The 22,461-nt window shown below is 71.5% G+C and carries 14 protein-coding genes and 1 pseudogene; 7 read left to right on the top strand and 8 right to left on the bottom strand.

Translation table 11 applies throughout. From position 1 onward, the window contains the following. Positions 1 to 110 precede the first annotated feature (110 nt). The 7 genes and pseudogenes from iolC to galE all read left to right on the top strand — a co-directional run bounded on the left by iolC (position 111) and on the right by galE (position 8,339). Positions 111 to 1,088 (top strand): 5-dehydro-2-deoxygluconokinase, encoded by a 978-nt coding sequence (gene iolC / locus V8690_RS38060; protein ID WP_338784583.1) that lies wholly within the window; start codon positions 111 to 113, stop codon positions 1,086 to 1,088. Between the two features lie 12 nt (positions 1,089 to 1,100). Next, positions 1,101 to 1,979: a deoxyribose-phosphate aldolase gene (locus V8690_RS38055; RefSeq protein ID WP_338784582.1), complete on the top strand. Its 879-nt coding sequence runs from the start codon at positions 1,101 to 1,103 to the stop codon at positions 1,977 to 1,979. Positions 1,980 to 2,039: 60 nt separating this feature from the next. Beyond that, positions 2,040 to 2,932: pseudogene (gene iolB / locus V8690_RS38050) on the top strand (5-deoxy-glucuronate isomerase). Then, positions 2,929 to 4,803: a 3D-(3,5/4)-trihydroxycyclohexane-1,2-dione acylhydrolase (decyclizing) gene (gene iolD, locus V8690_RS38045; protein WP_338784581.1), complete on the top strand. Its 1,875-nt coding sequence runs from the start codon at positions 2,929 to 2,931 to the stop codon at positions 4,801 to 4,803. The pseudogene iolB and the gene iolD overlap by 4 nt, the downstream one beginning before the upstream one ends. 43 nt (positions 4,804 to 4,846) lie before the next feature. Then, on the top strand, positions 4,847 to 6,343 hold the full coding sequence (locus V8690_RS38040) for a CoA-acylating methylmalonate-semialdehyde dehydrogenase (RefSeq protein ID WP_338785607.1): 1,497 nt from the start codon (positions 4,847 to 4,849) through the stop codon (positions 6,341 to 6,343). Positions 6,344 to 6,363: 20 nt separating this feature from the next. Next, positions 6,364 to 7,149, top strand: a complete 786-nt coding sequence (locus V8690_RS38035) for a GntR family transcriptional regulator (RefSeq protein ID WP_338784580.1) — start codon at positions 6,364 to 6,366, stop codon at positions 7,147 to 7,149. Between the two features lie 89 nt (positions 7,150 to 7,238). Then, positions 7,239 to 8,339, top strand: coding sequence for a UDP-glucose 4-epimerase GalE (gene galE, locus V8690_RS38030; RefSeq protein ID WP_338784579.1), 1,101 nt, complete (start codon positions 7,239 to 7,241; stop codon positions 8,337 to 8,339). A 131-nt stretch (positions 8,340 to 8,470) separates the two neighbouring features. On the opposite strand, the gene V8690_RS38025 is transcribed toward galE, so the two are convergent. From V8690_RS38025 to V8690_RS37990, 8 genes are all read right to left on the bottom strand, one after another. Continuing rightward, complete coding sequence (locus V8690_RS38025) at positions 8,471 to 9,274, bottom strand: leucyl/phenylalanyl-tRNA--protein transferase (RefSeq protein ID WP_338784578.1); 804 nt, start codon at positions 9,272 to 9,274, stop codon at positions 8,471 to 8,473. Then, positions 9,268 to 12,534, bottom strand: a complete 3,267-nt coding sequence (locus tag V8690_RS38020; RefSeq protein ID WP_338784577.1) for an amino acid adenylation domain-containing protein — start codon at positions 12,532 to 12,534, stop codon at positions 9,268 to 9,270. Before V8690_RS38020 ends, V8690_RS38025 begins: the two co-directional genes overlap by 7 nt. A gap of 78 nt (positions 12,535 to 12,612) precedes the next feature. Continuing rightward, on the bottom strand, positions 12,613 to 15,789 hold the full coding sequence (locus V8690_RS38015; RefSeq protein ID WP_338784576.1) for an EAL domain-containing protein: 3,177 nt from the start codon (positions 15,787 to 15,789) through the stop codon (positions 12,613 to 12,615). 224 nt (positions 15,790 to 16,013) lie between these two features. Beyond that, positions 16,014 to 18,041, bottom strand: coding sequence for a glycoside hydrolase family 15 protein (locus V8690_RS38010; protein WP_338784575.1), 2,028 nt, complete (start codon positions 18,039 to 18,041; stop codon positions 16,014 to 16,016). After that, positions 18,038 to 19,057, bottom strand: a complete 1,020-nt coding sequence (gene rfbB, locus V8690_RS38005; RefSeq protein ID WP_338784574.1) for a dTDP-glucose 4,6-dehydratase — start codon at positions 19,055 to 19,057, stop codon at positions 18,038 to 18,040. Before rfbB ends, V8690_RS38010 begins: the two co-directional genes overlap by 4 nt. Next, positions 19,054 to 20,121 carry a glucose-1-phosphate thymidylyltransferase gene (locus V8690_RS38000; protein WP_338784573.1) on the bottom strand — a complete coding sequence of 356 codons (1,068 nt, stop codon included), beginning with the start codon at positions 20,119 to 20,121 and terminating at the stop codon, positions 19,054 to 19,056. Before V8690_RS38000 ends, rfbB begins: the two co-directional genes overlap by 4 nt. Next, complete coding sequence (locus tag V8690_RS37995; RefSeq protein ID WP_338784572.1) at positions 20,118 to 21,095, bottom strand: UDP-glucuronic acid decarboxylase family protein; 978 nt, start codon at positions 21,093 to 21,095, stop codon at positions 20,118 to 20,120. Before V8690_RS37995 ends, V8690_RS38000 begins: the two co-directional genes overlap by 4 nt. Positions 21,096 to 21,111: 16 nt before the next feature. Next, complete coding sequence (locus tag V8690_RS37990) at positions 21,112 to 22,431, bottom strand: UDP-glucose/GDP-mannose dehydrogenase family protein (RefSeq protein ID WP_338784571.1); 1,320 nt, start codon at positions 22,429 to 22,431, stop codon at positions 21,112 to 21,114. Positions 22,432 to 22,461: the final 30 nt, after the last annotated feature.

Raw genomic sequence — 22,461 nt, 5'->3', positions numbered from 1 at the left:
CCGCCCTCCGCCACCTACACCTGTGACAGCGGCAGGCCCCAGGTCATCCAAGCCCCACGGTGTCAGGGCGGCCCCGGACCCGCATCCCCAGCTTCCCGAGGAGGTCGCGCATGGCCGAGCCAGCCCAGTATTTCGACTTGATCACGATGGGCCGCATCGGGGTCGACCTCTATCCCCTCCAGACCGGCGTCCCGCTGCCCCAGGTGGAGACGTTCGGGAAATTCCTGGGAGGTTCGGCGGCCAATGTGGCGGTCGCCGCGGCGCGCCTCGGACGCCGTACGGCGGTCATCACCCGGACCGGCAACGACCCCTTCGGCGCCTACCTGCACCAGGAACTGAAGTCCTTCGGGGTCGACGACCGCTGGGTCACCCCGGTCGACGCGTACCCGACCCCGATCACGTTCTGCGAGATCTTCCCGCCGGACGACTTCCCGCTGTACTTCTACCGCCGCCCCAAGGCCCCCGACCTGGAGATCCACACCGACGAGCTGGACTTCTTCGCGATCCGCGGGGCCCGGATCTTCTGGATCACCGGCACCGGCCTGAGCGAGGAGCCGAGCCGCTCCGCCACGCTCGCCGCCCTCAAGGCGCGCGACAAGTCGGGCATCACCGTCTTCGACCTCGACTGGCGCCCGATGTTCTGGGCCGACCCCGAGGAGGCCCGCCCGTACTACCGGGAGGCGCTGAGCCACGCCACCGTCGCGGTCGGCAACCTCGACGAGTGCGAGATCGCCACCGGCGTGCGCGAGCCGCAGGCCTGCGCCGACGCGCTGCTGGAGGCGGGCGTGGAACTGGCCGTCGTCAAGCAGGGCCCCAAGGGCGTCCTGGCCGTGCACCGCGACGGCACCCGGGCCGAGGTACCGCCGGTGCCGGTCGAGGTCGTCAACGGCCTGGGCGCGGGCGACGCCTTCGGCGGCTCCCTCTGCCACGGCCTCCTCGCCGGCTGGGACCTGGAGAAGACCATGCGGCACGCCAACGCCGCCGGCGCCCTCGTCGCCTCACGCCTCGCCTGCTCCTCCGCGATGCCCTCCGAGTCCGAGGTCGAGGACCTCCTCGCCACGGCGTCGTCGCCGAGCACGAGTCACTGAACGGAGCCTGAATTGAACATCGGCATCCCCGACCTCACCACGGTCCGGGCCCGGAACCCCGAGGCCGTCGCCGAGGCGGCCGCCCGCCGGGTGCGCCGCCCGCTGATCGGCGACAGCGGCCGGCTGATGATCGTGGCCGCCGACCACCCGGCGCGCGGCGCCCTCGGGGTCGGCGACCGGCGCCTGGCCATGGCCAACCGCGCCGATCTGCTGGAACGGCTCTGCGTCGCGCTGTCGAGGCCCGGTGTCGACGGGGTGCTCGCCACGGCCGACATCCTGGAGGACCTGCTCCTGCTCGGGGTGCTGGACAACAAGGTCGTCATGGGCTCGATGAACCGCGGCGGCCTGGCCGGCGCCACGTTCGAGATGGACGACCGTTTCACCGGCCACCGCGCCGAGGACATCGCCCGGCTCCGCTTCGACGCGGGCAAGCTCCTGGTCCGCATCGACTACGACGACCCGGGCTCGCTCACCACCCTGGAGTCCACCGCGCGGGCGATCGACGCCATGGCGGCCCGGCAGCTCCCCCTGTTCGTCGAGCCGTTCATCTCCCGGCGGGTCGACGGCAAGGTGCGCAACGACCTGTCCGCCGAGGCCGTCACCCGGTCCATCGCAATCGCCTCGGGCCTGGGCGGCACCTCCGCCTACACCTGGCTGAAGCTGCCCGTCACCGACGACCCGGACGACATGGCCCAGGTCCTGGAGACCTCCACGCTCCCCGTCGTCCTGCTCGGCGGCGAGGTCGGCGGCGACCAGGAGGGCGCGTACGAACGCTGGCGCAAGGCCCTGCGCCTGCCGACCGTGCAAGGCCTGGTCGTCGGGCGCTCGCTGCTCTACCCGGCCGAGGGCAGCGTGGAAGAGGCGGTGGACACGGCCGTCGGTCTGCTGTGAATCGGTCCGTTGTGAATCAGTCTGCTGTGAGTCGCTCTGCTGTGACCCGAAAGGCACACGATGACGTATCACCTTCCCGCGGGTAAGGCCCTCGGCGGCCCCTACATCGTCGACGTCACGCCCGAGAAGGCCGGCTGGGTCACTCCAGCCTGCGGGTCCTTCAGCTGCCGCCGGGCGGCACGCACTCCTTCGACACCGGCGACAGCGAGTGGATCGTCGTCCCGCTGAGCGGCGGCTGCACGGTCGCCGCGACGGACGACTTCGGCCAGGACACCTTCGAGCTCCGGGGCCGCCGGGACGTCTTCAGCGGCGTCAGCGACTTCGCGTACGTGCCGCGCGACGCCCGGGCGACCGTGGCGTCCGCGGCCGGCGGACGGTTCGCGCTGACCGGCGCGCGCTGCACCCGCCGGCTGCCCGCCCGCTACGGCCCCGCCTCCCAGGTGCCCGTGGAGCTGCGGGGCACCGGGAACTGCTCCCGCCAGGTCAACAACTTCGGCGCCGCGGGCGTGTTCGAGTGCGACAAGCTCATCGCGGTCGAGGTGATCACCCCGGGCGGCAACTGGTCGTCGTTCCCGCCGCACAAGCACGACGAGCACCGGCCGGGCGAGGAGTCCGTGCTGGAGGAGATCTACTACTTCGAGTTCGCCGGCCACGACGGCATCCCCGGCCTCGGCTACCAGCGCGTCTCCCCGTCCGGACCGGGCCGGGACACCGACGTGCTGGCGGAGGTCCGCGACGGCGACGTCGTCCTGATCCCGGACGGCTGGCACGGGCCGTCGATGGCCACGCCCGGCCACCACATGTACTACCTCAACGTCATGGCGGGCCCCGAGGACGAGCGCGCCTGGCTGATCTGCGACCACCCCGACCACGCCTGGGTCCGCGACACCTGGCCGGACCAGCCGGTCGACCCCCGACTCCCCCTCTACACCGCCCCGGAGACCTCCGCATGAGCGCCCGCACCCGCCGACTGACGACCGCCCAGGCCCTGGTGCGGTTCCTGTCCGCCCAGTACACCGAACGGGACGGCGTGCGCCGCCGGCTGATCGCCGGGACCTGGGGCATCTTCGGCCACGGCAACGTGGCGGGCGTCGGCCAGGCGCTCCTGGAGGCGGGCGAGGACGTCATGCCGTTCCACCAGGGCCGCAACGAGCAGTCGATGGTGCACGCGGCGGTCGGCTACGCCAGGCAGCTGAACCGCCTGTCCGCGCAGGCGGTGACGACCTCGATCGGCCCGGGCGCCACCAACCTGGTCACCGGCGCGGCCCTGGCGACGATCAACCGCCTGCCGGTGCTGCTCCTGCCCGGCGACTACTTCGCCACGCACTCCGCCGACCCGCTGCTCCAGCAGCTGGAGCACCCGGTCGAGGCCGACGTGTCGGTCAACGACACGCTGCGCCCGGTGTCGAGGTACTTCGACCGGATCACCCGCCCCGAGGCGCTGATCCCCTCGGCGCTCCAGGCGATGCGCGTGCTGGCCGACCCGGCCGAGACCGGCGCCGTCACCCTGGCCCTGCCGCAGGACGTGCAGGCGGAGGCGTACGACTGGCCGGAGGAGTTCTTCGCCGAGCGCGTCTGGTCCGTGCGGCGTCCCGCGCCGGACCCGGTGGAGCTGACGGCGGCCGTCGAGGCGATCCGGTCGGCCGGGCGGCCGCTGATCGTCGCGGGCGGCGGTGTCCACCACAGCGAGGCCGAGGCGGCGCTGAAGGCGTTCGTGGACGCCACCGGCGTCCCCGTCGCCTCGACGCAGGCGGGCAAGGGGTCACTCCGCCACGACCACCCCGCCGACCTCGGCGGCATCGGCCACACCGGCACGGCCGTCAGCGACGACCTCGCCCGCACCGCCGACCTCGTCATCGGCGTGGGCACCCGCTACACGGACTTCACCACGGCCTCCGGCACGCTCTTCCAGAACCCGGGCGTGCGGTTCCTCAACCTCAACATCACCGGCTTCGACGCCCACAAGCTGGCCGCGCGCACGCTGGTGTGCGACGCGAGGTCGGGCCTGGAAAAGCTGCTGGAGGCGCTCTCCGGCCACCGGGTGAGCGAGGCGTACGAGGCGGAGTACCGGGCCGGCAAGGAGCGCTGGGAGGAGGTCGTCGAGGCCGCCTACCGCGCCGACGACGAGAGCGCGGTCCCGACCCAGACGCAGGTGCTCGGCGCGCTGGACGCGGCCGTGGGCGAGGACGACGTGGTGATCAACGCGGCCGGCTCGCTCCCCGGCGACCTGCACAAGCTGTGGCGCTCCCGCGGCCCGCGCCAGTACCACCTGGAGTACGGCTACTCCTGCATGGGCTACGAGATCCCGGCCGGCATCGGCGTCCAGCAGGCCGCTCCCGGTACGCCGGTGTGGGCGCTGGTCGGCGACGGCACCTACCTGATGATGCCGACGGAGATCGTCACGGCCGTCCAGGAGGGCCTGCCGCTCAACATCGTCCTCATCCAGAACCACGGCTACGCGTCCATCGGCGGGCTGTCGGAGGAGACCGGCGGCGAGCGGTTCGGCACCGCCTACCGGTTCCGGGCGGCCGACGGCACCTTCACCGGCGCCCCGCTGCCCGTCGACCTGGCCGCCAACGCGGCCAGCCTCGGCATGGACGTCCTGCGCGCCAAGACCGTGCGCGAGCTGCGCGAGGCGCTGGTCACGGCCCGTGCTTCCGACCGGCCGACGTGCGTGTACGTCGAGACCGACCCGGCCCCGACCGCTCCCCCGGCCGAGGCGTGGTGGGACGTGCCGGTGGCCGAGACCGCCTCCCGCGAGGCCGCCGTCGAGGCCCGCGAGCGCTACGACCGGCAGGTCGCCGGACGCCGCCGCCACCTCTGAACTCCCTGCTGACATCAGGCTCCACGAAAGGCCCTTGCGCACCATGAAGACCATCACCCACTGGATCGACGGCAAGCCCGTCGAGGGCATCTCCGGCCGGTTCGGCCCCGTCTACAACCCGGCCACCGGCGCCCAGGAGAAGCAGGTCGCGTTCGCGACCGTCGACGAGGTGGACGCCGCCGTCGCCTCCGCCAAGGCCGCCTTCGAGAGCTGGGGGACCTCCTCGCTCGCCAAGCGCACGGCGATCCTGTTCAAGTACCGCGAGCTGCTGGACGCCCACCGCGACGAGATCGCCGAACTGATCACCGCGGAGCACGGCAAGGTGCACTCCGACGCGCTCGGCGAGGTCGCGCGCGGCATGGAGATCGTCGAGCTCGCGTGCGGGATCAGCGTCCAGCTCAAGGGCGAGCTGTCCACGCAGGTCTCGACCCGGGTCGACGTCGCCTCGATCCGCCAGCCGCTGGGCGTGGTCGCGGGCATCACGCCGTTCAACTTCCCGGCGATGGTGCCGATGTGGATGTTCCCGCTGGCGATCGCGTGCGGCAACACGTTCGTGCTGAAGCCGTCGGAGAAGGACCCGTCGGCCTCCTTCCGCCTGGCCGAACTGGCCTCCGAGGCGGGCCTGCCGGACGGTGTCCTGAACATCGTGCAGGGCGACAAGACGGCCGTGGACCGCATCCTGGAGCACCCGGACATCGAGGCGGTCTCCTTCGTCGGCTCGACCCCGATCGCCAAGTACATCCAGCTCAAGGCCGTCGAGCACGGCAAGCGGGTGCAGGCCCTGGGGGGCGCCAAGAACCACATGCTGGTCCTGCCCGACGCCGACCTGGACCTCGCCGCCGACCAGGCGATCAACGCGGCCTACGGCTCGGCGGGCGAGCGCTGCATGGCCGTGTCGGTCGTGGTCGCCGTCGGCGACACCGGAGACGAGCTGGTCGGCAAGATCGCCGAGCGGGCGAAGAACCTGAAGATCGGCCCCGGCAACGACCCGGCGTCCGAGATGGGTCCGCTGATCACCCGCGAGCACCGCGACAAGGTGGCGTCGTACGTGTCGTCGGCCGCCGAACAGGGCGCCGAGGTCGTCGTCGACGGCACGGGCTTCTCGGTGGAGGGCCACGAGGACGGCTTCTTCCTCGGCGTCTCCCTCCTGGACCGGGTGCCGCTGACGGCGGACGCGTACCGGGACGAGATCTTCGGCCCGGTGCTGTGCGTGGTCCGCGCGGAGACCTACGAAGAGGCCATCAAGCTGATCAACGACTCCCGCTGGGGCAACGGCACCGCGATCTTCACCCGGGACGGCGGCGCCGCGCGCCGCTTCCAGCTGGAGGTCAAGGCGGGCATGGTCGGCGTCAACGTGCCGATCCCGGTCCCGGTGGGCTACCACTCCTTCGGCGGCTGGAAGGACTCGCTCTTCGGCGACCTGCACGTCTACGGCAACGACGGCATCGCCTTCTACACCCAGGGCAAGGTCATCACCACGCGCTGGCCGGACCCGGCGGACACCGGCGGTATCAACCTCGGCTTCCCGAGCAACTCCTGACCCACGAGGGGGGTTCGTCCATGGCGAGAACCGGTGACCGGGCACGTACCGCGGCAGAGCCTGCGCTCGGCTCGATGGACTTCGCCCTGGACCGGAGCAGTCCCGTGCCGCTGTACTACCAGCTCGCGCAGCAGCTGGAGGCGGCGATCGAGCACGGGGTCCTCGCCCCGGGGAACCTCCTGGGCAACGAGGTCGACCTCTCGGTGCGCCTCGGCCTGTCCCGCCCCACCGTCCGCCAGGCCATCCAGTCCCTCGTCGACAAGGGGCTGCTGGTCCGGCGGCGCGGTGTGGGCACGCAGGTGGTGCACAGCCAGGTCAAGCGCCCGCTGGAGTTGAGCAGTCTCTACGACGACCTGGAGCAGGCCGGGCAGGGGCCCACCACGCAGGTCGTGCGCAACGAGGTCGTCCAGGCCTCCTGCGACGTGGCCGCTGCCCTCGGCGTCGCGGAGGGCAGCGAGGTCACCGTCCTGGACAGGCTGCGCCGCACGCACGGCCAGCCGGTGGCCCTGCTGTGCAACTACCTGCCGGCGTCGCTCGTGGACCTCGACGACGCCCGCCTGGAGTCGACGGGCCTGTACCGGATGATGCGCTCGGCGGGCATCACCCTGCACAGCGCCCGGCAGCGCGTCAGCGCCCGGGCGGCCACCGCCGAGGAGGCCGCCCGCCTGGACGAGGAGGAGGGCGCGGCGCTGCTCACCATGCAGCGCACGGCGTACGACGACACCGGGCGCGCGGTCGAGTACGGAACGCACCTCTACAGGGCGTCGCGCTACACGTTCGACTTCCAGTTGCTGGTCAGGCCTTGACCGGACCAGGCACCCGGATGCAGAGTCGTACATATACACCGTAAACATACGGTTCCAGCCCTGACCGCATCCGACGCGGGAGTCCTGGCATGGCCCGCAGGAACCAGCCGCCGACCGCTCGAGGAGCCGGCCCCTCATGGGCCCCCTCGACCGTCCTCGTCACGGGCGGGGCCGGTTTCATCGGCAGTCATGCCTGCGTGGAGCTCCTCGACCACGGTTACGAAGTCATCGTGGTCGACGACTACTCCAACAGCACGCCCCAGGTCTTCGCGCGCGTCGAGCGGCTCGCCGGGCGCTTCGTCGGCGCCGTCTACGAGCTGGACATCCGGGACCGGCACGCGCTGTCGGCCGTTTTCGACCGGCATCCGGTGGACGCCGTCGTGCACTTCGCGGCGCACAAGTCGGTGAGCGAGTCGACCAGGATGCCCGTGGAGTACTACGACACGAACGTCGGCGGCACCACGTCACTGCTGCGCACCATGCACGAACACGGCGTGCACAGGATGGTGTTCTCCTCCTCCTGTTCGATCTACGGCGACGCGGGCCCCGGCCCGATCGACGAGACCGCCCCGGCCCGCCCCACCAACCCGTACGCGGCCTCCAAGTGGCTCTGCGAGCAGATCCTCGCCGACGTCTGCGACCGCCGCCCCGAGTACACGGTGCTGTGCCTGCGGTACTTCAACCCGGCCGGCGCCCATCCCAGCGGCCTGCTCGGCGAGGACCCGCGCGGCACGCCCGACAACCTCATGCCGTACGTCGCCCAGGTCGCCGTCGGCCGCCGGGAACGGCTGCGCGTCTACGGCGACGACTACCCCACGCCCGACGGGACCGCGATCCGCGACTACCTCCACGTCCTGGACACCGTGGAGGCGCACCGCCTCGCACTCGATCACGTCGCCGACGCGCCGGGCATGCACGTGTACAACCTCGGACTCGGCAGGGGCAGTTCGGTTCTGGAGGTCGTCGCCGCGTTCTCCGAGGCGTGCGGCCGGAACGTCCCGTACGAGATCGCGCCCAGGCGGCCGGGGGACGTCGCCGAGCTCGTCGCCGACGCGACCGCCGTGGCCCGCACCTGGAGCTGGCGTCCCACGCGCGACCTGTCCGACATGTGCCGCGACGCCTGGCACTTCCAGCAGCTCAACCCGCACGGCTACGACGGTTCCGCCCGGCGGCTGGTGACGAAGGAGTAGCACCGCCGTGTGGCCCATGAATGTCGGCGAGACGCCGCACCACCACGACAGGCACCGCACGAAGGCGGCGTGCCTGGCCGACACCAGCGTGCCAGAGCCGCGTCCGGCGACGAGCGGCGCGCGGAACGGGGTCAGTGCGATCCCGTCGGCGGGGTGAGGCGGCGGGCGGGCAGGGTGGCGGTGGTCATCGGGAGGCGGTCGCGCGTGGTGCGGCCAAGGTGTCGCACGTACTGCTCCCGCGGTATGAGAACGCCGCCCAGGTCGCGGACGTGCGGGCTGTCCCGCTGAGCGTCGAGCAGCACGCCCCCGGCCTGGGCGAAGCGCGCCGCGAGGTCGGTCACCGCGACCTTCGAGGCGCCGGGGCGGTGGAAGAACATCGAGTCCATGCTGAAGACCGATCCGACCTGGAGGCCGAAGACGCCGCCGATCAGATCGCCGTCCTCCCACACCTCGACGCTGTGGGCGTGGCCGAGTTCATGGAGGCGGACCAGGCTTGCGATCAGCTCGTCGGTGAGCCACAACGGGTCGCGGCCGGCACGGCATTCTCGGACGACCTGCTCGAACCGCCGGTCCATGCTGGTCGACCACGGCAGCCGGTTGCGCAGCCGTCGGGCGAGGCTCCGGCTCAGGTGCGCGGACGTGACGGGCAGTACCGGCCTGGGGTCGGGCGACCACCAGGAGACGGCGTAGGGGTCGGCCGCTTCCTCCCCTGCGTCCTTGCCCACGAGCCGGATGCGGCCGTCCTGGACCTGATCGGCGAAGACCGCCTCGTTGAGGGCGCGGACGTACTCGTCGGACGCCGGGAAGGGATAGACGCCGGCGCGGTACGCCGCCAGGAGACTGGCGGGAGAGAGGTCGGCGCAGAAGGCCACCGGACCGTCGGGGGCCGCTTCCCGCACGTCCAGCGCCTCCCAGCCAGCGCACCGGCTCACCATCGTGCCGCTCCCTGTCCTCCGCTCTTCTCCGGCCGGACGTAGTCGGACTTCTGGAGGAAGTCGATGTAGCGGTCCATCATCTCCGCGTCCACCGGCGGAACGTCGATCCCGGCGTCCCGCATGGCCCGCTCCCCATTGGTGCGGGTGAACTCCGGGAACACGCCCTGGAAGTACATCTCGCTCACGGTGATGTCGGCGTGGTGGCACCGGTCGACGAAGAGCGGGACGAACGGGGTCAACGGGTCGGAGGGGTGTCCGGCCGCGTACTTCACCACAGCGGCGACCCACTCGGCGTAGGGGATCTCCCGGACCGGGTAACCCCGCTGACGCAGGCGCTCGGCGAGCGAACCCAGAAGCGCGGGACGGGGGTTGGTGAGGTGGTAGACCTCGCCGCGTGCGGGGAGGCTGGTGGAGACGTGTCCGATCGCGCGGGTGAGGTGGTCGGCCGGCAGGAAGTCCAGCGGCAGCCGGACGTCAGGGCACAGCCCGGTCCGCGCGATGAAGCCGAAGAGGGCGGCCATCTCGCTGCTGTCGTTCATCACACCTGTTCCGCTGCTGCCCGTGATGTCCATCAGGCGGTAGACGACGACCGGCAGGCCCGCGTCGGACGCCTTCTTCAGGAGCGCCTCGCCGACCCATTTGGTCTCCACGTATCCCACCGACAGATACTCGGGGAAGCGCAGCGGCGTGTGCTCCGTCACCTGGCGCACCCCGGCCGGCCCGAATCCGGCGAGCACCGCCATGCTGGAGGTGAAGTGGACGGGGACGGCCCGGCCGGCGGCGAGGCGGATAATCTCGTACGTTCCGTCGACGTTGACCGCGCGCAACTCGTGGTACGGGTAGATGAAGTTGACCTGGCCGCCGAAGTGGTAGACGGCATCGATGGTGGATCCCAGCTCCTCGAACCGGCCGGGCGGCAGCCCCAGTCCGGGCTTGCCCAGGTCGCCGACGACCGGCTGGACGCGCGCGCTGGACAGATCGCTGAGGACGTACCGCTGATGGCTGGCGCGGATCCGCTCCATGCCGTGCTGCTCGTCGGAGGCCCTGACCAGGCAGAGAATCCGTCCCGTCGTCCTGCGCAGCAGCTCGTCGATCATGTACGCGCCGCAGAACCCGGTCGCCCCGGTGAGGAGTACGTCGCGTGGGTGCCGGGGGTGCGGCGCGTCACGGCCCACTGCAGGAACGCGCCGATCGGCCTCGGCGGCGAAGTCGACACTCCCGCTCTCCGGGTGGGCCAGTGTGCCGGCACGTGCCTGGCGCACGGCTTCGGTGAACTCGTCGAGCGTCGGATGCCGCAGCAGTGAACGGGTCAGGGCGCGGATCTGTGTGATGCCGATGCCGTATATGACGCGGGTCCGGGCAAGCATCTCCATGGCCAGCAGCGAGTTGCCGCCCAGCTCGAAGAAGTCGTCCTGCGGACGGACGTAGTCCACATCCAGGATCTGGCCCCACAACTGGGCCATACCCTGCTGCACCGGACGGTCGTCGGCGACGGCCGCCGCCCTCGCCGGGGCCGCGGTTTCCGGCACGGCCCTGCGGTCGAGCTTTCCGCCGGGTGTGACGGGCAGGCGTGCCACCGCGTGGAAGGCTGCCGGGATCATGTAGCCCGGCAGGACCTCGGCGAGTGCCGACCGCAGCCGGGCCCGCAGCGCCGCCTCGCCACCGGTCGGCGGCGCGGTCGTCGTGTAATACGCGATGAGGTCCCGGTCGCCTTTGTCGCGCGCCCGGGCCACGACCATCGCCTGGCCGATCTCCGGGTGGGAGACGAGCGCGGCCTCGACCTCGGCCGGGTCGACCCGGAACCCGCGGATCTTCATCTGGTCGTCGATCCGGCCCAAGACCTCCAGGTTGCCGTCCGAGCGCAGGCGGCCCAGGTCTCCGGTGCGGTACATCCGGTCCCCCGGTGCGGAACCATACGGGTCGGGCAGGAACTGCTGTGCGGTCAGGGCGGGTTGCCGCCGGACCCCGCGCGCCAGCCCCGGGCCGCCGAGGTAGATCTCGCCGCGCTCGCCCGGCTCCACCGGGCGCAGTTCGGCGTCGAGCACGTGGACGCGATTCCCCTCCAGGGGCCTGCCGACCGGGGCGACATCGGCGTCCGGAGCGGCGAGCACCTCCTCGTCGAGGTCGCAGATGGTGGAGGTGATGGTCGACTCGGTGAGCCCGTAGGCGTTGACGAGCCGCGCGCCGGGGATCCGGCGCAGCAGGGCGCGGCAGTCCTTCGCGGTGACGATCTCGCCGCCGACGATGACGAGTCTGAGCGACGCGAGGATCTCGCCGCGGTCCGCGACGGAGACGATCCGCTGCCAGTACGCGGGGGTCAGGTCGGCGACGGTGACTCCCTGTTCCGGGAGGCGGTGCAGCAGGTCGGTGGGTGCCCACGTCCCAGTCCCCGCGAGGACGAGCGTCGCACCGCTGATCAGCGTCGCGAAGATCTGCTCCAGCGAGGTGTCGAAGCCGAGCGCCGCGGCGTGCAGCACCCGGTCACCCGGCCTGAGTTCGTACGCTCGGGCCACCGCGGTGAGGGAGTGGGCCAGCGACCCGTGAGTGATCATCACGCCCTTGGGAGGTCCGGTGGATCCGGAGGTGTAGATGACGTAGGCGAGGTCTTCCGGCCGCGGGCCCGGTGCCACCCGCGGGTCCTCCGCCCGCGTGGCCGGTTCCCCGGCCTGGACGATTCGCGCCGGGCATCCGGAGAACTTGGGGGCGTGCTCGCTGCTCGAGACGATGAGGCGTGAACCGGTCTCCGCGACCAGTGCGACCATCCGTTGCCGAGGAGTCGCCGGGTCGAGGGGCAGGAAGGCGCCGCCGGAGTTCAGCACCGCCAGCAGCGCGACGATCAGCTCGGGTGCGCGGTCGAGACACACGGTGACGACGGATTCGGTGTCGACGCCCGACTCCCGCAACTCGTGGGCGAGCCGGTCGGCGCGGCCGGTCAGCTCGGCGTAGTCGAGCCGGCCCTCGTCAGAGAGCACGGCGAGAGCGGACGGCGCACGCCGCGCCCGCTCACGGACCAGCTCCGGCACGGTGCCCGGCCCGGGTTTCAGGGGACGCCGACCGGCGCGGACACTCGCGGGCCGCATGTCGGTCCACAGGCGCTCGACCAGGCTCCCGCACCACTCGGCGGACGCCGGTCCGCCGATCCGATGCCACCCGGCCGGAATCAGGTGATCGGCGGGCCAGATCGCGTACTGCTCCTCTTCGTTGCGCAGCACGACACACAGCACGGCCGACTCGGCCGACAGGTGATCACGTTCCGTCACCCTGGGCCTCCTGCCTCGCCCGGCGCCCTGCGGGTGCGGAGCACGACATGCGCCCCTCGCGGCGGAGGGTTGCCACCCTCACCGCTTCCTCGCCGCGGGCGTCCCGGGGAATCCGGCCAGGCGGCCGAGCGGCGGCGCGAGGACGAGGTGCTCCGCCTCGTCGGCGCTGACCGGCTCGGCGAAGAGGTACCCCTGGCCGAGCCGGCAGCCCATGGAGATCAGCAACTCCTGCTGCCTGACGTCCTCCACTCCTTCGGCGATCACCGTGAGTCCGAGTGTGTCCGCGAGATGCGTGATGCCCTCGACCAGGGCGTACTGTTCGGGGGAGCGCCCGAGCTCGTGGATGAACGACTTGTCGATTTTCAGTATCGAGATCGGGAACTCACGCAGATAGCTCAGCGACGAGTAGCCCGTGCCGAAATCGTCGACCGCGATACGGATCCCGAGGTCGGTGAGCGAACTCATCTCCGCCACGATACGTTCGTCGTTGTACATCAGCACACTCTCGGTCAGTTCCAGTACGAGAGACGACGGTTCGATGCCGGAGAGATCCAGGGCACGCCGGACCACCTGGTAGAACTCCTCGTCCCGGAACTGACGTGGCGACACATTCACGCTGATGTAGGGTGCTCCGCGCTCGGCCGTCCTGTCGCGTCGCAGGGAGCCCTGCCACCGGACGGCCTCGGTCGCGGCCTGATCAAGCACCCAGGCACCGAGCGGAACGATCTGGCCGCTCTCCTCGGCCAGCGTGATGAACTGCTCCGGCAGCAGCATGCCGCGGGTGGCGTGGGGCCAGCGAACGAGCGCCTCGAAGCCGGTGATCTGACCGCTGGCCAGCTCCACAATGGGCTGGTAGAGCACCATGAACGACGTCTCGATCGACGAACTGTCCAGTCCCTCCTGCAACTTGGCCCGCTCGGCCATGCCCCTCTGCAGGTCCGGGTGGTAGCGGCGCCACTGGCGCTTGCCCGCCGTCTTCGCCGCGTACAGCGCGAGATCGGCGTGGGTCAGCAGCTCGACCGAGTCGACACTGTCCTCCGTCGTCGCGACGCCGATGCTGGCGTACGTACCCACCGGCCCCACACTGAGCCGGAACGGCTCGGCGAACACGCTCATCACGTGCTCGGTGAACCGCTCCACGCCCGTCGGCGAGACGGAGCCCTCCACCAGCAGTGCGAACTCGTCGCCGCCGATGCGCGCCGCGGTGTCGGAGGCACGGACGGCGGTCTGCAGGCGGAGTGACACGGCGACCAGGAGTTCGTCGCCCACGCTGTGGCCGTGTATGTCGTTGACGACCTTGAAGTCGTCCACGTCGATGAAGAGCACGCCGACCACCGTGCCGTCGCGCTGCGCCTGCACCAGGGCGTGGCTGACCCGGTCCTGGAAGAGCACGCGGTTGGCCAGGCCGGTGAGCGAGTCGTGGAACGCCTGGTGGGTGAGTTCGCGTTCGAGCTTGCGCTGTTCGGTCACGTCCCGCAGGGTGAGCACCACCCCACCGACGGTCGCCTCCTCGCGCAGGTCGCTCCACCTCACCTCGACCTCGATGGACGTCCGGTCGGCGCGGACCATGCGCCAGTGCTCGCTCCTGCTCTGGTACTCGCCGCTCCGTATCCGGCCGAGTGTCTCGACCACCGCCCGGCTGTCCTGCGGCGGCACCAGATCTATGAGTGGGTTGCCCTCCAGGTCCGGAACGCCGAGCATCTGGTCGGCGGACGGGCTGGCGTAACGGACCCGGTTGTCGTCGTCCAGGATGAGGATGACGTCGGAGGCGTTCTGCACCAGCGTGCGGAAGTACGCTTCGCTGTTGCGCCGGTTGACCTCCTGGGCGAGGGCGATCCGGGCCACGGCGAGTGCCGTCTGCGCGGCGAGTGTCGCCAGCGTGTCCCGGAGCACCAGCAGGTCCTCCTCGTCCCCGGCCACGATCAGCGCCCCGATCAGCGGATCGCCCGAGGGGTGATCCTGCGAGGTGAGTGGGCAGACGAGCGCGTGGCCGGTGCGGGTCGGCTCCTCGTCCCCGCCCGTGAGGCAGGCCGCGAGAGCGGGCCCCACACCGTCGAGGGCCACCAGCCGGCTCTCGCCGGACGCCATCAGTTCGCGGACGGCTGCGGTCCCCCGCGCGGACACGGGCCCGCGTACGCCGCCGTGCTCCCCGTTCACCCAGAGCGTGTTGTCCGGCACGGTGAGCAGCGCGGAATGCGGCGGGCCGTACGGCATGAGCTGCGTCACCGCGGTGTGGACGGCCGTGGCCACATCCCGCGGGTCGCTCGCTCCGCCCAGTGACGACACGGCGATGCGCAGCGCCTTCTCCCGGCCGAGTGCCTGCCGGTGGGTCGCCGCCACGCCCGCCAGGCGGTAGAGCACGAGGACGAAGAGCACCGCGGAGAACACCCCGACCACGCCGACGTTGGTTCTCACGCCGCGCACCGCCGTCATCAGGAGGATGGCCGGCGCGATCAGCGACGCCAGGGTGAGCAGGCTCAGCCGGCCCAGGCCGGTCTCGGCGCGCCATGCCACCGGCTGGGTCAGCGACCGCATGGTCGGATGCAGCGCGGCGACCGCCCAGGCGCCGTACAGCACGGCCCAGCCGAGATCGACCGCGGTACCCGTGCGCCAGGTCCCGTTCAGCTGTATCAGGCCGTAGGCCACGTCGGCGACGAGCAGGCCGAGGGTGCCCGCGGTGAGCAGCACGAGCGAGGGGCTCTTGCCGCCACGGCCGGCGAGCAGGCGCAGCAGCATCGCCAGGACGAGGATGTCGCCGAGCGGGTAGGCCATGGAGAACGTTTTCTGCACCCAGGTGAGGCCCTCGACGCGGGCGTACGGCTCGATGATGAAGAGCCACGACAGCAGTGCCAGGCCGACGGTGAGCGTCAGCGCGTCGACGAGGCTCGCGCGGTCCCGCCCACTCGTGCGCCAGCGGACGAAGCCCTGCAGCCCGGCCGCATAGAGCGGATATGCCGCGAGATAGAAGCCGTCGGCGATCGACGGAAACGGGTTCTGCCCGTAGAACTGGAGGAGGATGATCTGGGCGGCCTGGCCCGCGGCGAAGGCGAAGTTTCCTGCGGCGATCAACAACCAGGGGAGTCGCTGCGCGGGGCGGTTGAGCAAGACGCCCAGGATGATACCGGTGACACCGGTCGTCGCTATGGCGACGAAGATCAGCCGCTGCTCCGGAAAGATGTAGTAGAACGCGGTCAGTACGACGATGCATGTGCTGACCACGGCCGTCACGGCCCGGCCTCGCAGTCGCGCCTTCACCAATTCACCTCCGGAGGGCCACTGATCGGGCGGACGGAGCTGGGCGAACGGCACCGGGCGACGGCGGAGAAGCCCGTGGAATCGGGCTGACAAAGGAGAATTCTCGAGGCCGGGACTCGGTCCTGGTCGCCTGTGGACACGGTCGCCGATATGCGCGGTCGCCGGTATACGCGGCGGAATGCGGGCTCCTTCTCGCCGAGACATCTACGTGTCCTGCATCCAGCTTACTCGGCTGGCCGTTTCCCGCACGCGCACGGAGAGATACGGCGTCGCGTCGCGATATACGGCGCCATGCGTGAAAATGGAGGACGCGAAAACCGGGCGGCGGCTCCACCGCGGGCTTGTTTTCGCGTCTTCCGCCGCGCAAGAGACATCGTCAGACATGGGTGCGCATCCGTGACCGGGCAGCTTGAGGTGCCCCGGTTCGAAGCCGGTCCGTCGCTGCCGGCCCCGGGGCTCGGGCCTGGTGTCGGTGAGAGGGCGAAGGCCGTCTCGACCAGAGCGATGTGGCTGAACGCCTGTGGTGCGTTGCCCAGTTGACGGCCCGCGTCCGGGTCCCACTGTTCGGCGAGCAGTCCGAGGTCGTTGCGGACGGCGAGGACGCGCTCGAAGGCCTCCCGGGCCTGCCGCGGGTGGCCGGTCGCGGCGAGGGCGTCGGCGTACCACAGGGAGCACGACACGAACGCGCCCTCCCGGCCGTGCAGGCCGTCGACGTCGTGCGTGCCGAGGCCGTCCGGCGCGTACCGCCGGACGAACCCGCCGTGGCCGAGCCGTCGTACGGCCCGGACGGTGCCGCGCACCCGTTCGTCGCGGGCCGGCAGGAAGCCGAGCCGGGGGATCAGCAGGGCGGAGGCGTCCAGGGCCGAGGAGCCGTACGACTGAACGAACGAGCCCTGTTTCGCGTTCCAGCCCTCGCGGCAGACCTCCCGATGCACCTCCTGGCGCATGGCCTGCCACTCGCCCGAGGAGCCGTTCCGGCCGAGCAGCCGGCCCATGCGCACCGCCCGGTCGGCGGCCACCCACGCCATCACCTTGGAGTGGACGAACTGCCGCCTGGGGCCCCGCACCTGCCACAGCCCCTGGTCCGGTTCGCGCCAGTGCCGGTGCAGGTAGCCCATCAGCGCCTCCACCAGGTCCCAGACGTGGGCGGGCATGGAGATCCCCGCCCGCAGTGACAGAAAGAGCGTGTCCATGACCTCGCCGTACACATCCAGCTGGAACTGGCCCACCGCCGAGTTCCCGAACCTCACCGGCCGGGATCCCTCGTAGCCGGGCAGCCACGGCGCCTCGGTCTCCGGCAGCAGCCGCTGCCCCTTGACGCCGTACACGGTCTGAAGATCGGCGGGATCACCGGCGATGGCCCGCACGAGCCAGTCCAGCCAGGCCGTGGCCTCCTCCCGGTAGCCGCTGCGCAGCAGGCAGGACAGGGTGAGGGTGGAGTCGCGCAGCCAGCAGTAGCGGTAATCCCAGTTGCGTTCGCCTCCGATGCAGCCGGGCAGCGAGGTGGTCGGTGCGGCGACGATGCCGCCGGTGGACGCGTAGGTGAGGGCCTTCAGGGTGATCAGGGATCGCACCACGGCCTCCCGCCACGGTCCCTGGTAGCGGCACCGGGCGCTCCAGCGCCGCCAGTAGTCGACGGTCTCCTTCAGCACCGTCTCCGCCGGGACGGCGAGCGATGTGGGCGGCTCGGGCCGGTGCGAGGGCGACCACGCCAGCGTCAGCGCCAGCCGTCGGCCGGCCGGGACGGTGACGTCCCAGACCATCGCGTCCGTGCCGCCGAGCGCCCGCACCGGGCCGTCGGCGCCGAGCCAGACGGCGTCCGGACCGGCGACCGCGACTGTGCCGCGGCCGGCGTCCCGCACCCACGGCACGACCCGGCCCTGGTGGAAGCGCAACCGCAGTTCGCTGCGCACGGGCACGGCACCCGACAAGCCCTCGATCACGCGTACGAGGCACGGCAGTTCGGCCCGCGGCGGCATGAAGTCGGTGACGCGCACCGTGCCGGCCGCGGTCTCCCACACGGTGTCCAGTACCAGTGTGTCGGGCCGGTAGGCGCGGCGGGTGCAAAGGCCCCCGTGGGTGACGGGTGCGATACGCCAGAAGCCGTTGTCCTCGGTGCCCAGCAGGGCGGCCAGGCAGGACGGTGAGTCGAAGCGAGGCAGGCACAGCCAGTCCACCGACCCGTCCCGGCCGACCATGGCGGCGGTCTCCAGGTCGCTGATGAGGGCGTAGTCCTCGATGGGGGCGCTCATGGCGGAACCTTCGTGGAATTCGCCTTCTGCCCCCGCTCGGTCCGCCGCGGCAGCGGCTCCCACCAGGAGCGGTGTGTCCGGTACCAGTCGACGGTCTCCGCGAGGCCCGTGGCCGGGTCCTTGCGCGGTGCGAAGCCGAGTTCCGTGCGGATCTTCGTGAAGTCGACCGAGTAGCGCCAGTCGTGACCCTTGCGGTCCTCGACGTAGCTGACCATCCCCCAGCCCGCGCCGCAGGCGCGCAGCAACAACCCGGTCAGCTGCCGGTTGGACAGTTCGTGGCCGGCTCCGATGTTGTAGACCTCGCCCGGGCGGCCCCGGCTCCGGACGAGTTCGATGGCCCGCACGTGATCGTCGACGTGGATCCAGTCGCGGACGTTGTGCCCGTCGCCGTACAGCGGCACGGGCTCGCCGTCCAGCAGCCGGGTGATGAACAGCGGGACGACCTTCTCGGGGTACTGGTGGGGGCCGTAGGTGTTGGAGCAGCGGGTGACGCGGACGTCCAGGCCGTGGGTGCGGTGGTAGGAGAGCGCGATGAGGTCCGAGGCGGCCTTGGACGCGGAGTAGGGCGAGTTGGGGCGCAGCGGGTCGGTCTCCGGCCAGGATCCGGCACGGATCGAGCCGTAGACCTCGTCGGAGGAGATGTGGACGAAGGTCTTCGGCGCGTGGCGCAGGGCCGCGTCCAGGAGGGTCTGGGTGCCCAGGACGTTCGTCCGGACGAAGGTGTCGGCGCCCAGGATGGAGCGGTCGACGTGGGACTCGGCGGCGAAGTGCACGACGTGGTCGTGGACGGCGACCAGCCCGTCGACGAGTTCGGCGTCACAGATGTCTCCCCGGACGAAGGCGAAGCGGTCCATATGGCGGACTTCGTCGAGGTTGGCGGGGTTGCCGGCGTAGGTCAGTTTGTCGAGCACGGTCACGGCGACGCCCGGCGGCCCGCTCGGGCCGAGCAGGGCGCGGACGTAGGCCGAGCCGATGAAGCCGGCTCCGCCGGTGACGAGGACGCGGGTCGTGGTCATGACGGTATCTGCACCTTGCTGTGGTCGCCGAGGACCAGCCGGTGCACGGCGGGGGTGCGCGGCGCGGGGGTCACCTCGACGTCGTGGCCGATGAGCGAGACCTCGATCCGGCGGGTGCCGACGACGGTCGCCCGCCCCAGCACGATGGAGTACTCGATCTCGCTCCCGTCGATCCGGCAGTCCTCGGCGATCGACGTGAACGGCCCGACGTAGGAGTCGGCGATGACGGTTCCGGCGCCGATGACGGCCGGCCCGACGACGCGGCTGCCGAACACCTTGGCGCCGTCCTCGATCCTGACGCGGCCGATGATCTCGCTGGCGGCGTCGACGCTGCCGCCGGTCCACGGCTCGACGGTCTCGAGCACGGAGCGGTTGACCTCGAGCATGTCGGTGACGTTGCCGGTGTCCTTCCAGTATCCGGAGATGGTCGTGGCGCGTACCTCCCGGCCGGCGTCCATGAGCCACTGGATCGCGTCGGTGATCTCCAGCTCGCCGCGCCGGGAGGGCCGGATGGACCGTACGGCCTCGTGGACGGCGGGGGTGAAGAGGTAGACGCCGACCAGCGCCAGGTCGCTGCGGGGACGCTGGGGCTTCTCCTCCAGGCCCACCACGCGTCCCGCCGCGTCCAGTTCGGCGATGCCGAAGGCGGTGGGGTCGCAGACGTGGGTCAGCAGGATGCGGGCGTCGGGGCGTTCACGGCGGAAGTCGTCGACCACGCCGGAGATGCCGCCGACGATGAAGTTGTCGCCGAGGTACATCACGAAGTCGTCGTCGCCGAGGAAGTCCCGGGCGATGAGGACGGCGTGGGCGAGGCCGAGCGGCGCCTCCTGGGGCAGGTAGGTCACGTCCAGGCCGAAGCGGGAGCCGTCCCCGACGGCCTCGCGGATCTCCGGTGCCGTGTCCCCGACGATGATGCCGGTCTGCCGGACACCGGCGGCGGCGATGGCCTCCAGGCCGTAGAACAGCACGGGCTTGTTGGCCACCGGGACGAGTTGCTTGGCCGAGGTGTGGGTGATGGGGCGGAGCCGGGTACCGGCGCCGCCGCACAGGACGAGTGCTTTCATGAGGGCCGTCCTACGGTGGAGCGGTGCGGGGGCCGTACGAGGGTGTCGGGCTGCGTTGCGAACCACTCGGCGGTGCGGCGCAGCCCTTCTTCCAGCGGCACCTCGGGGTGCCAGCCGAGCCCTTCCCGGGCCCGGGTGACGACCGGCCGTCGGCGGACCGGGTCGTCGACGGGCAGCGGCAGGAGGCGCACGGCGCTGCGCGACCCGGTGATCCGCAGCACCGCCTCCGCGAGTTCCCGCACCGTCCGCTCGGCCGGGTTGCCGAGGTTGAACGGGCCCGTGTGCGACGAGTCGATCATGGCTGTCAGACCGCGGACCAGGTCGTCGACGTAGCAGAAGCTGCGCGTCTGGCTGCCGTCGCCGTGCACGGTCAGGGGCTCCCCGGCGAGGGCCTGCCGGATGAAGGTGGAGACCACCCGGCCGTCGTCCGCCCGCATGCGGGGCCCGTACGTGTTGAAGATCCGCACGATGCCGGTGTCGGCACCGCGGCTGCGCCGGTAAGCCGTGGTGACGGCCTCGGCGTAGCGCTTGGCCTCGTCGTAGACGCTGCGCGGGCCGATGGGGTTGACGTGCCCCCAGTAGTCCTCGTCCTGCGGATGCACCTGGGGGTCGCCGTAGACCTCGCTGGTGGACGCCAGGACGAAGCGTGCCCCGTGGCGGACCGCCAGCTCCAGCAGGTTCTCCGTGCCCCGGCTGCCCGCGGCCAGCGTCCGCAGGGGGTGGCGCTGGTAGTCGGACGGCGAGGCGGGGCTCGCCAGGTGGACGACGGCGTCGACGTCCCCGAAGACCCGGAAGCGGGAGGTGACGTCGCACGGTGTGCAGTGGAAGCCGGGCATGCGCAGCAGGTGGGCGATGTTGGCCGCCCGGCCCGAGGAGAAGTCGTCCAGGCAGCGGACGATGTCGCCCCTGCTCAGCAGCGCTTCGCACAGATGCGATCCCAGGAAACCGCCCCCGCCTGCCACCACGACACGCATGATGTCCTCCTGCCGGTCAGCCGAGCCGCGGGCGGCCCGGCGCGCACAGGGTCCAGCCCGCCGCGCACCAGGTCTCCGGGTCGAGGGTGTGGCGCGCGTCGACGATCGCCGGGGTGCGCACCGCGGTGGCGAGGGCGGCCGGGTCGAGCTCCCGGTACTGGGGCCACTCGGTGAGGTGCAGCACCACGTCGGCGTGCTCGCACGCCTTGGTCACATCCAGGGCGAACTGGAGCGCGGGGTACGCCGCCCGGGCGTTGTCCACCGCCTCCGGGTCGTGGACGCGGACCTGTGCGCCCCGGTGCCGGACCTCCTGCGCGACCGCGAGCGCGGGCGAGTCGCGGACGTCGTCGCTGCGGGGCTTGAAGGCGGCCCCGAGGACCGCGACGTTCCGGTGGGCGAAGGACCCTCCGACCAGCCGCTGCGCGAGCTCGACGGTGCGCCACCGCTGCCGGGTGTTGATCGCGTCGACCTCCCGGAGGAAGGCCACCGACTCCTCCAGGCCCAGTTCCTCCGCACGGGCGGCGAAGGCCCGGATGTCCTTGGGCAGGCAGCTGCCGCCGAACCCGAGCCCGGGCGCCAGGAAGCGGGACCCGATGCGGGAGTCCGCGCCCATCGCCTCGGCAAGGGTGAGGACGTCGGCACCGGTGGCATCACAGATCTCGGCCATGGCGTTGATGAAGGAGACCTTCGTGGCGAGGAAGGAGTTCGACGCCAGCTTGACCAGTTCGGCGGTGGCGGTGTCGGTGACGATGAACGGCATGCCGCCCGCGAGGAGCGGGGCGTAGATCTCCCGGAGCCGTCCCTCGGCGTGCGCCGTGCGCACTCCCGCGACGATGCGTTCCGGCCGCAGGGTGTCCTGGACCGCGCACCCTTCCCGCAGGAACTCCGGGTTCCAGGCGATATCGGCGTCGGGGGCGGTCGCCCGCAGCCGCCGGGCGAGCCGGTCCGCCGTACCGACCGGCACGGTGGACTTGCCGACCACGAGGACGTGCCCGCTGCCCGGTAGGTGGGGCGCCAGCCCGTCCACGGCGCTCTCGACGTGCCGCAGGTCGGCGGCGCCGGATACGGGCCGCTGCGGGGTGCCGACGCACACGAAGTGCGTACCGGCGAACCGGGCCGCCTCGGCCATCGACGTGGTGAACCGCAGTCGGCCGCTGTCCACGGTCCGCCGGAGCATCCCGCCGAGTCCCGGCTCGAAGAACGGGGTCCGCCCGGCGGCGAGCGCGGCGATCCGCTCCGCGTCGACGTCCACGCCGAGGACGTCGTGCCCGATCTCCGCCATGCAGGCGGCGTGGACCGCTCCGACGTATCCGGTGCCGATGACTGTGAGGCGCATGGCGGTCTCCGCTGTGGTTGAGGGCGTCCG

Origin of the sequence: Streptomyces sp. DG1A-41, from assembly GCF_037055355.1 — a bacterium.
GTDB lineage: Bacteria > Actinomycetota > Actinomycetes > Streptomycetales > Streptomycetaceae > Streptomyces.
Note: the sequence above shows the minus strand (reverse complement) of the source record. Positions and strands in the feature narration are given on the sequence as shown.

Coding starts and splice junctions, on each gene's coding strand:
- rfbB (WP_338784574.1), bottom strand. CDS start 19,057: ATGACCACGACCCGCGTCCTCGTCACCGGCGGAGCCGGCTTCATCGGC.
- V8690_RS38025 (WP_338784578.1), bottom strand. CDS start 9,274: ATGGTGAGCCGGTGCGCTGGCTGGGAGGCGCTGGACGTGCGGGAAGCG.
- V8690_RS38010 (WP_338784575.1), bottom strand. CDS start 18,041: ATGAGCGCCCCCATCGAGGACTACGCCCTCATCAGCGACCTGGAGACC.
- galE (WP_338784579.1), top strand. CDS start 7,239: ATGGCCCGCAGGAACCAGCCGCCGACCGCTCGAGGAGCCGGCCCCTCA.
- V8690_RS38040 (WP_338785607.1), top strand. CDS start 4,847: ATGAAGACCATCACCCACTGGATCGACGGCAAGCCCGTCGAGGGCATC.
- V8690_RS38000 (WP_338784573.1), bottom strand. CDS start 20,121: ATGAAAGCACTCGTCCTGTGCGGCGGCGCCGGTACCCGGCTCCGCCCC.
- iolD (WP_338784581.1), top strand. CDS start 2,929: ATGAGCGCCCGCACCCGCCGACTGACGACCGCCCAGGCCCTGGTGCGG.
- V8690_RS37990 (WP_338784571.1), bottom strand. CDS start 22,431: ATGCGCCTCACAGTCATCGGCACCGGATACGTCGGAGCGGTCCACGCC.
- iolC (WP_338784583.1), top strand. CDS start 111: ATGGCCGAGCCAGCCCAGTATTTCGACTTGATCACGATGGGCCGCATC.
- V8690_RS38035 (WP_338784580.1), top strand. CDS start 6,364: ATGGCGAGAACCGGTGACCGGGCACGTACCGCGGCAGAGCCTGCGCTC.
- V8690_RS37995 (WP_338784572.1), bottom strand. CDS start 21,095: ATGCGTGTCGTGGTGGCAGGCGGGGGCGGTTTCCTGGGATCGCATCTG.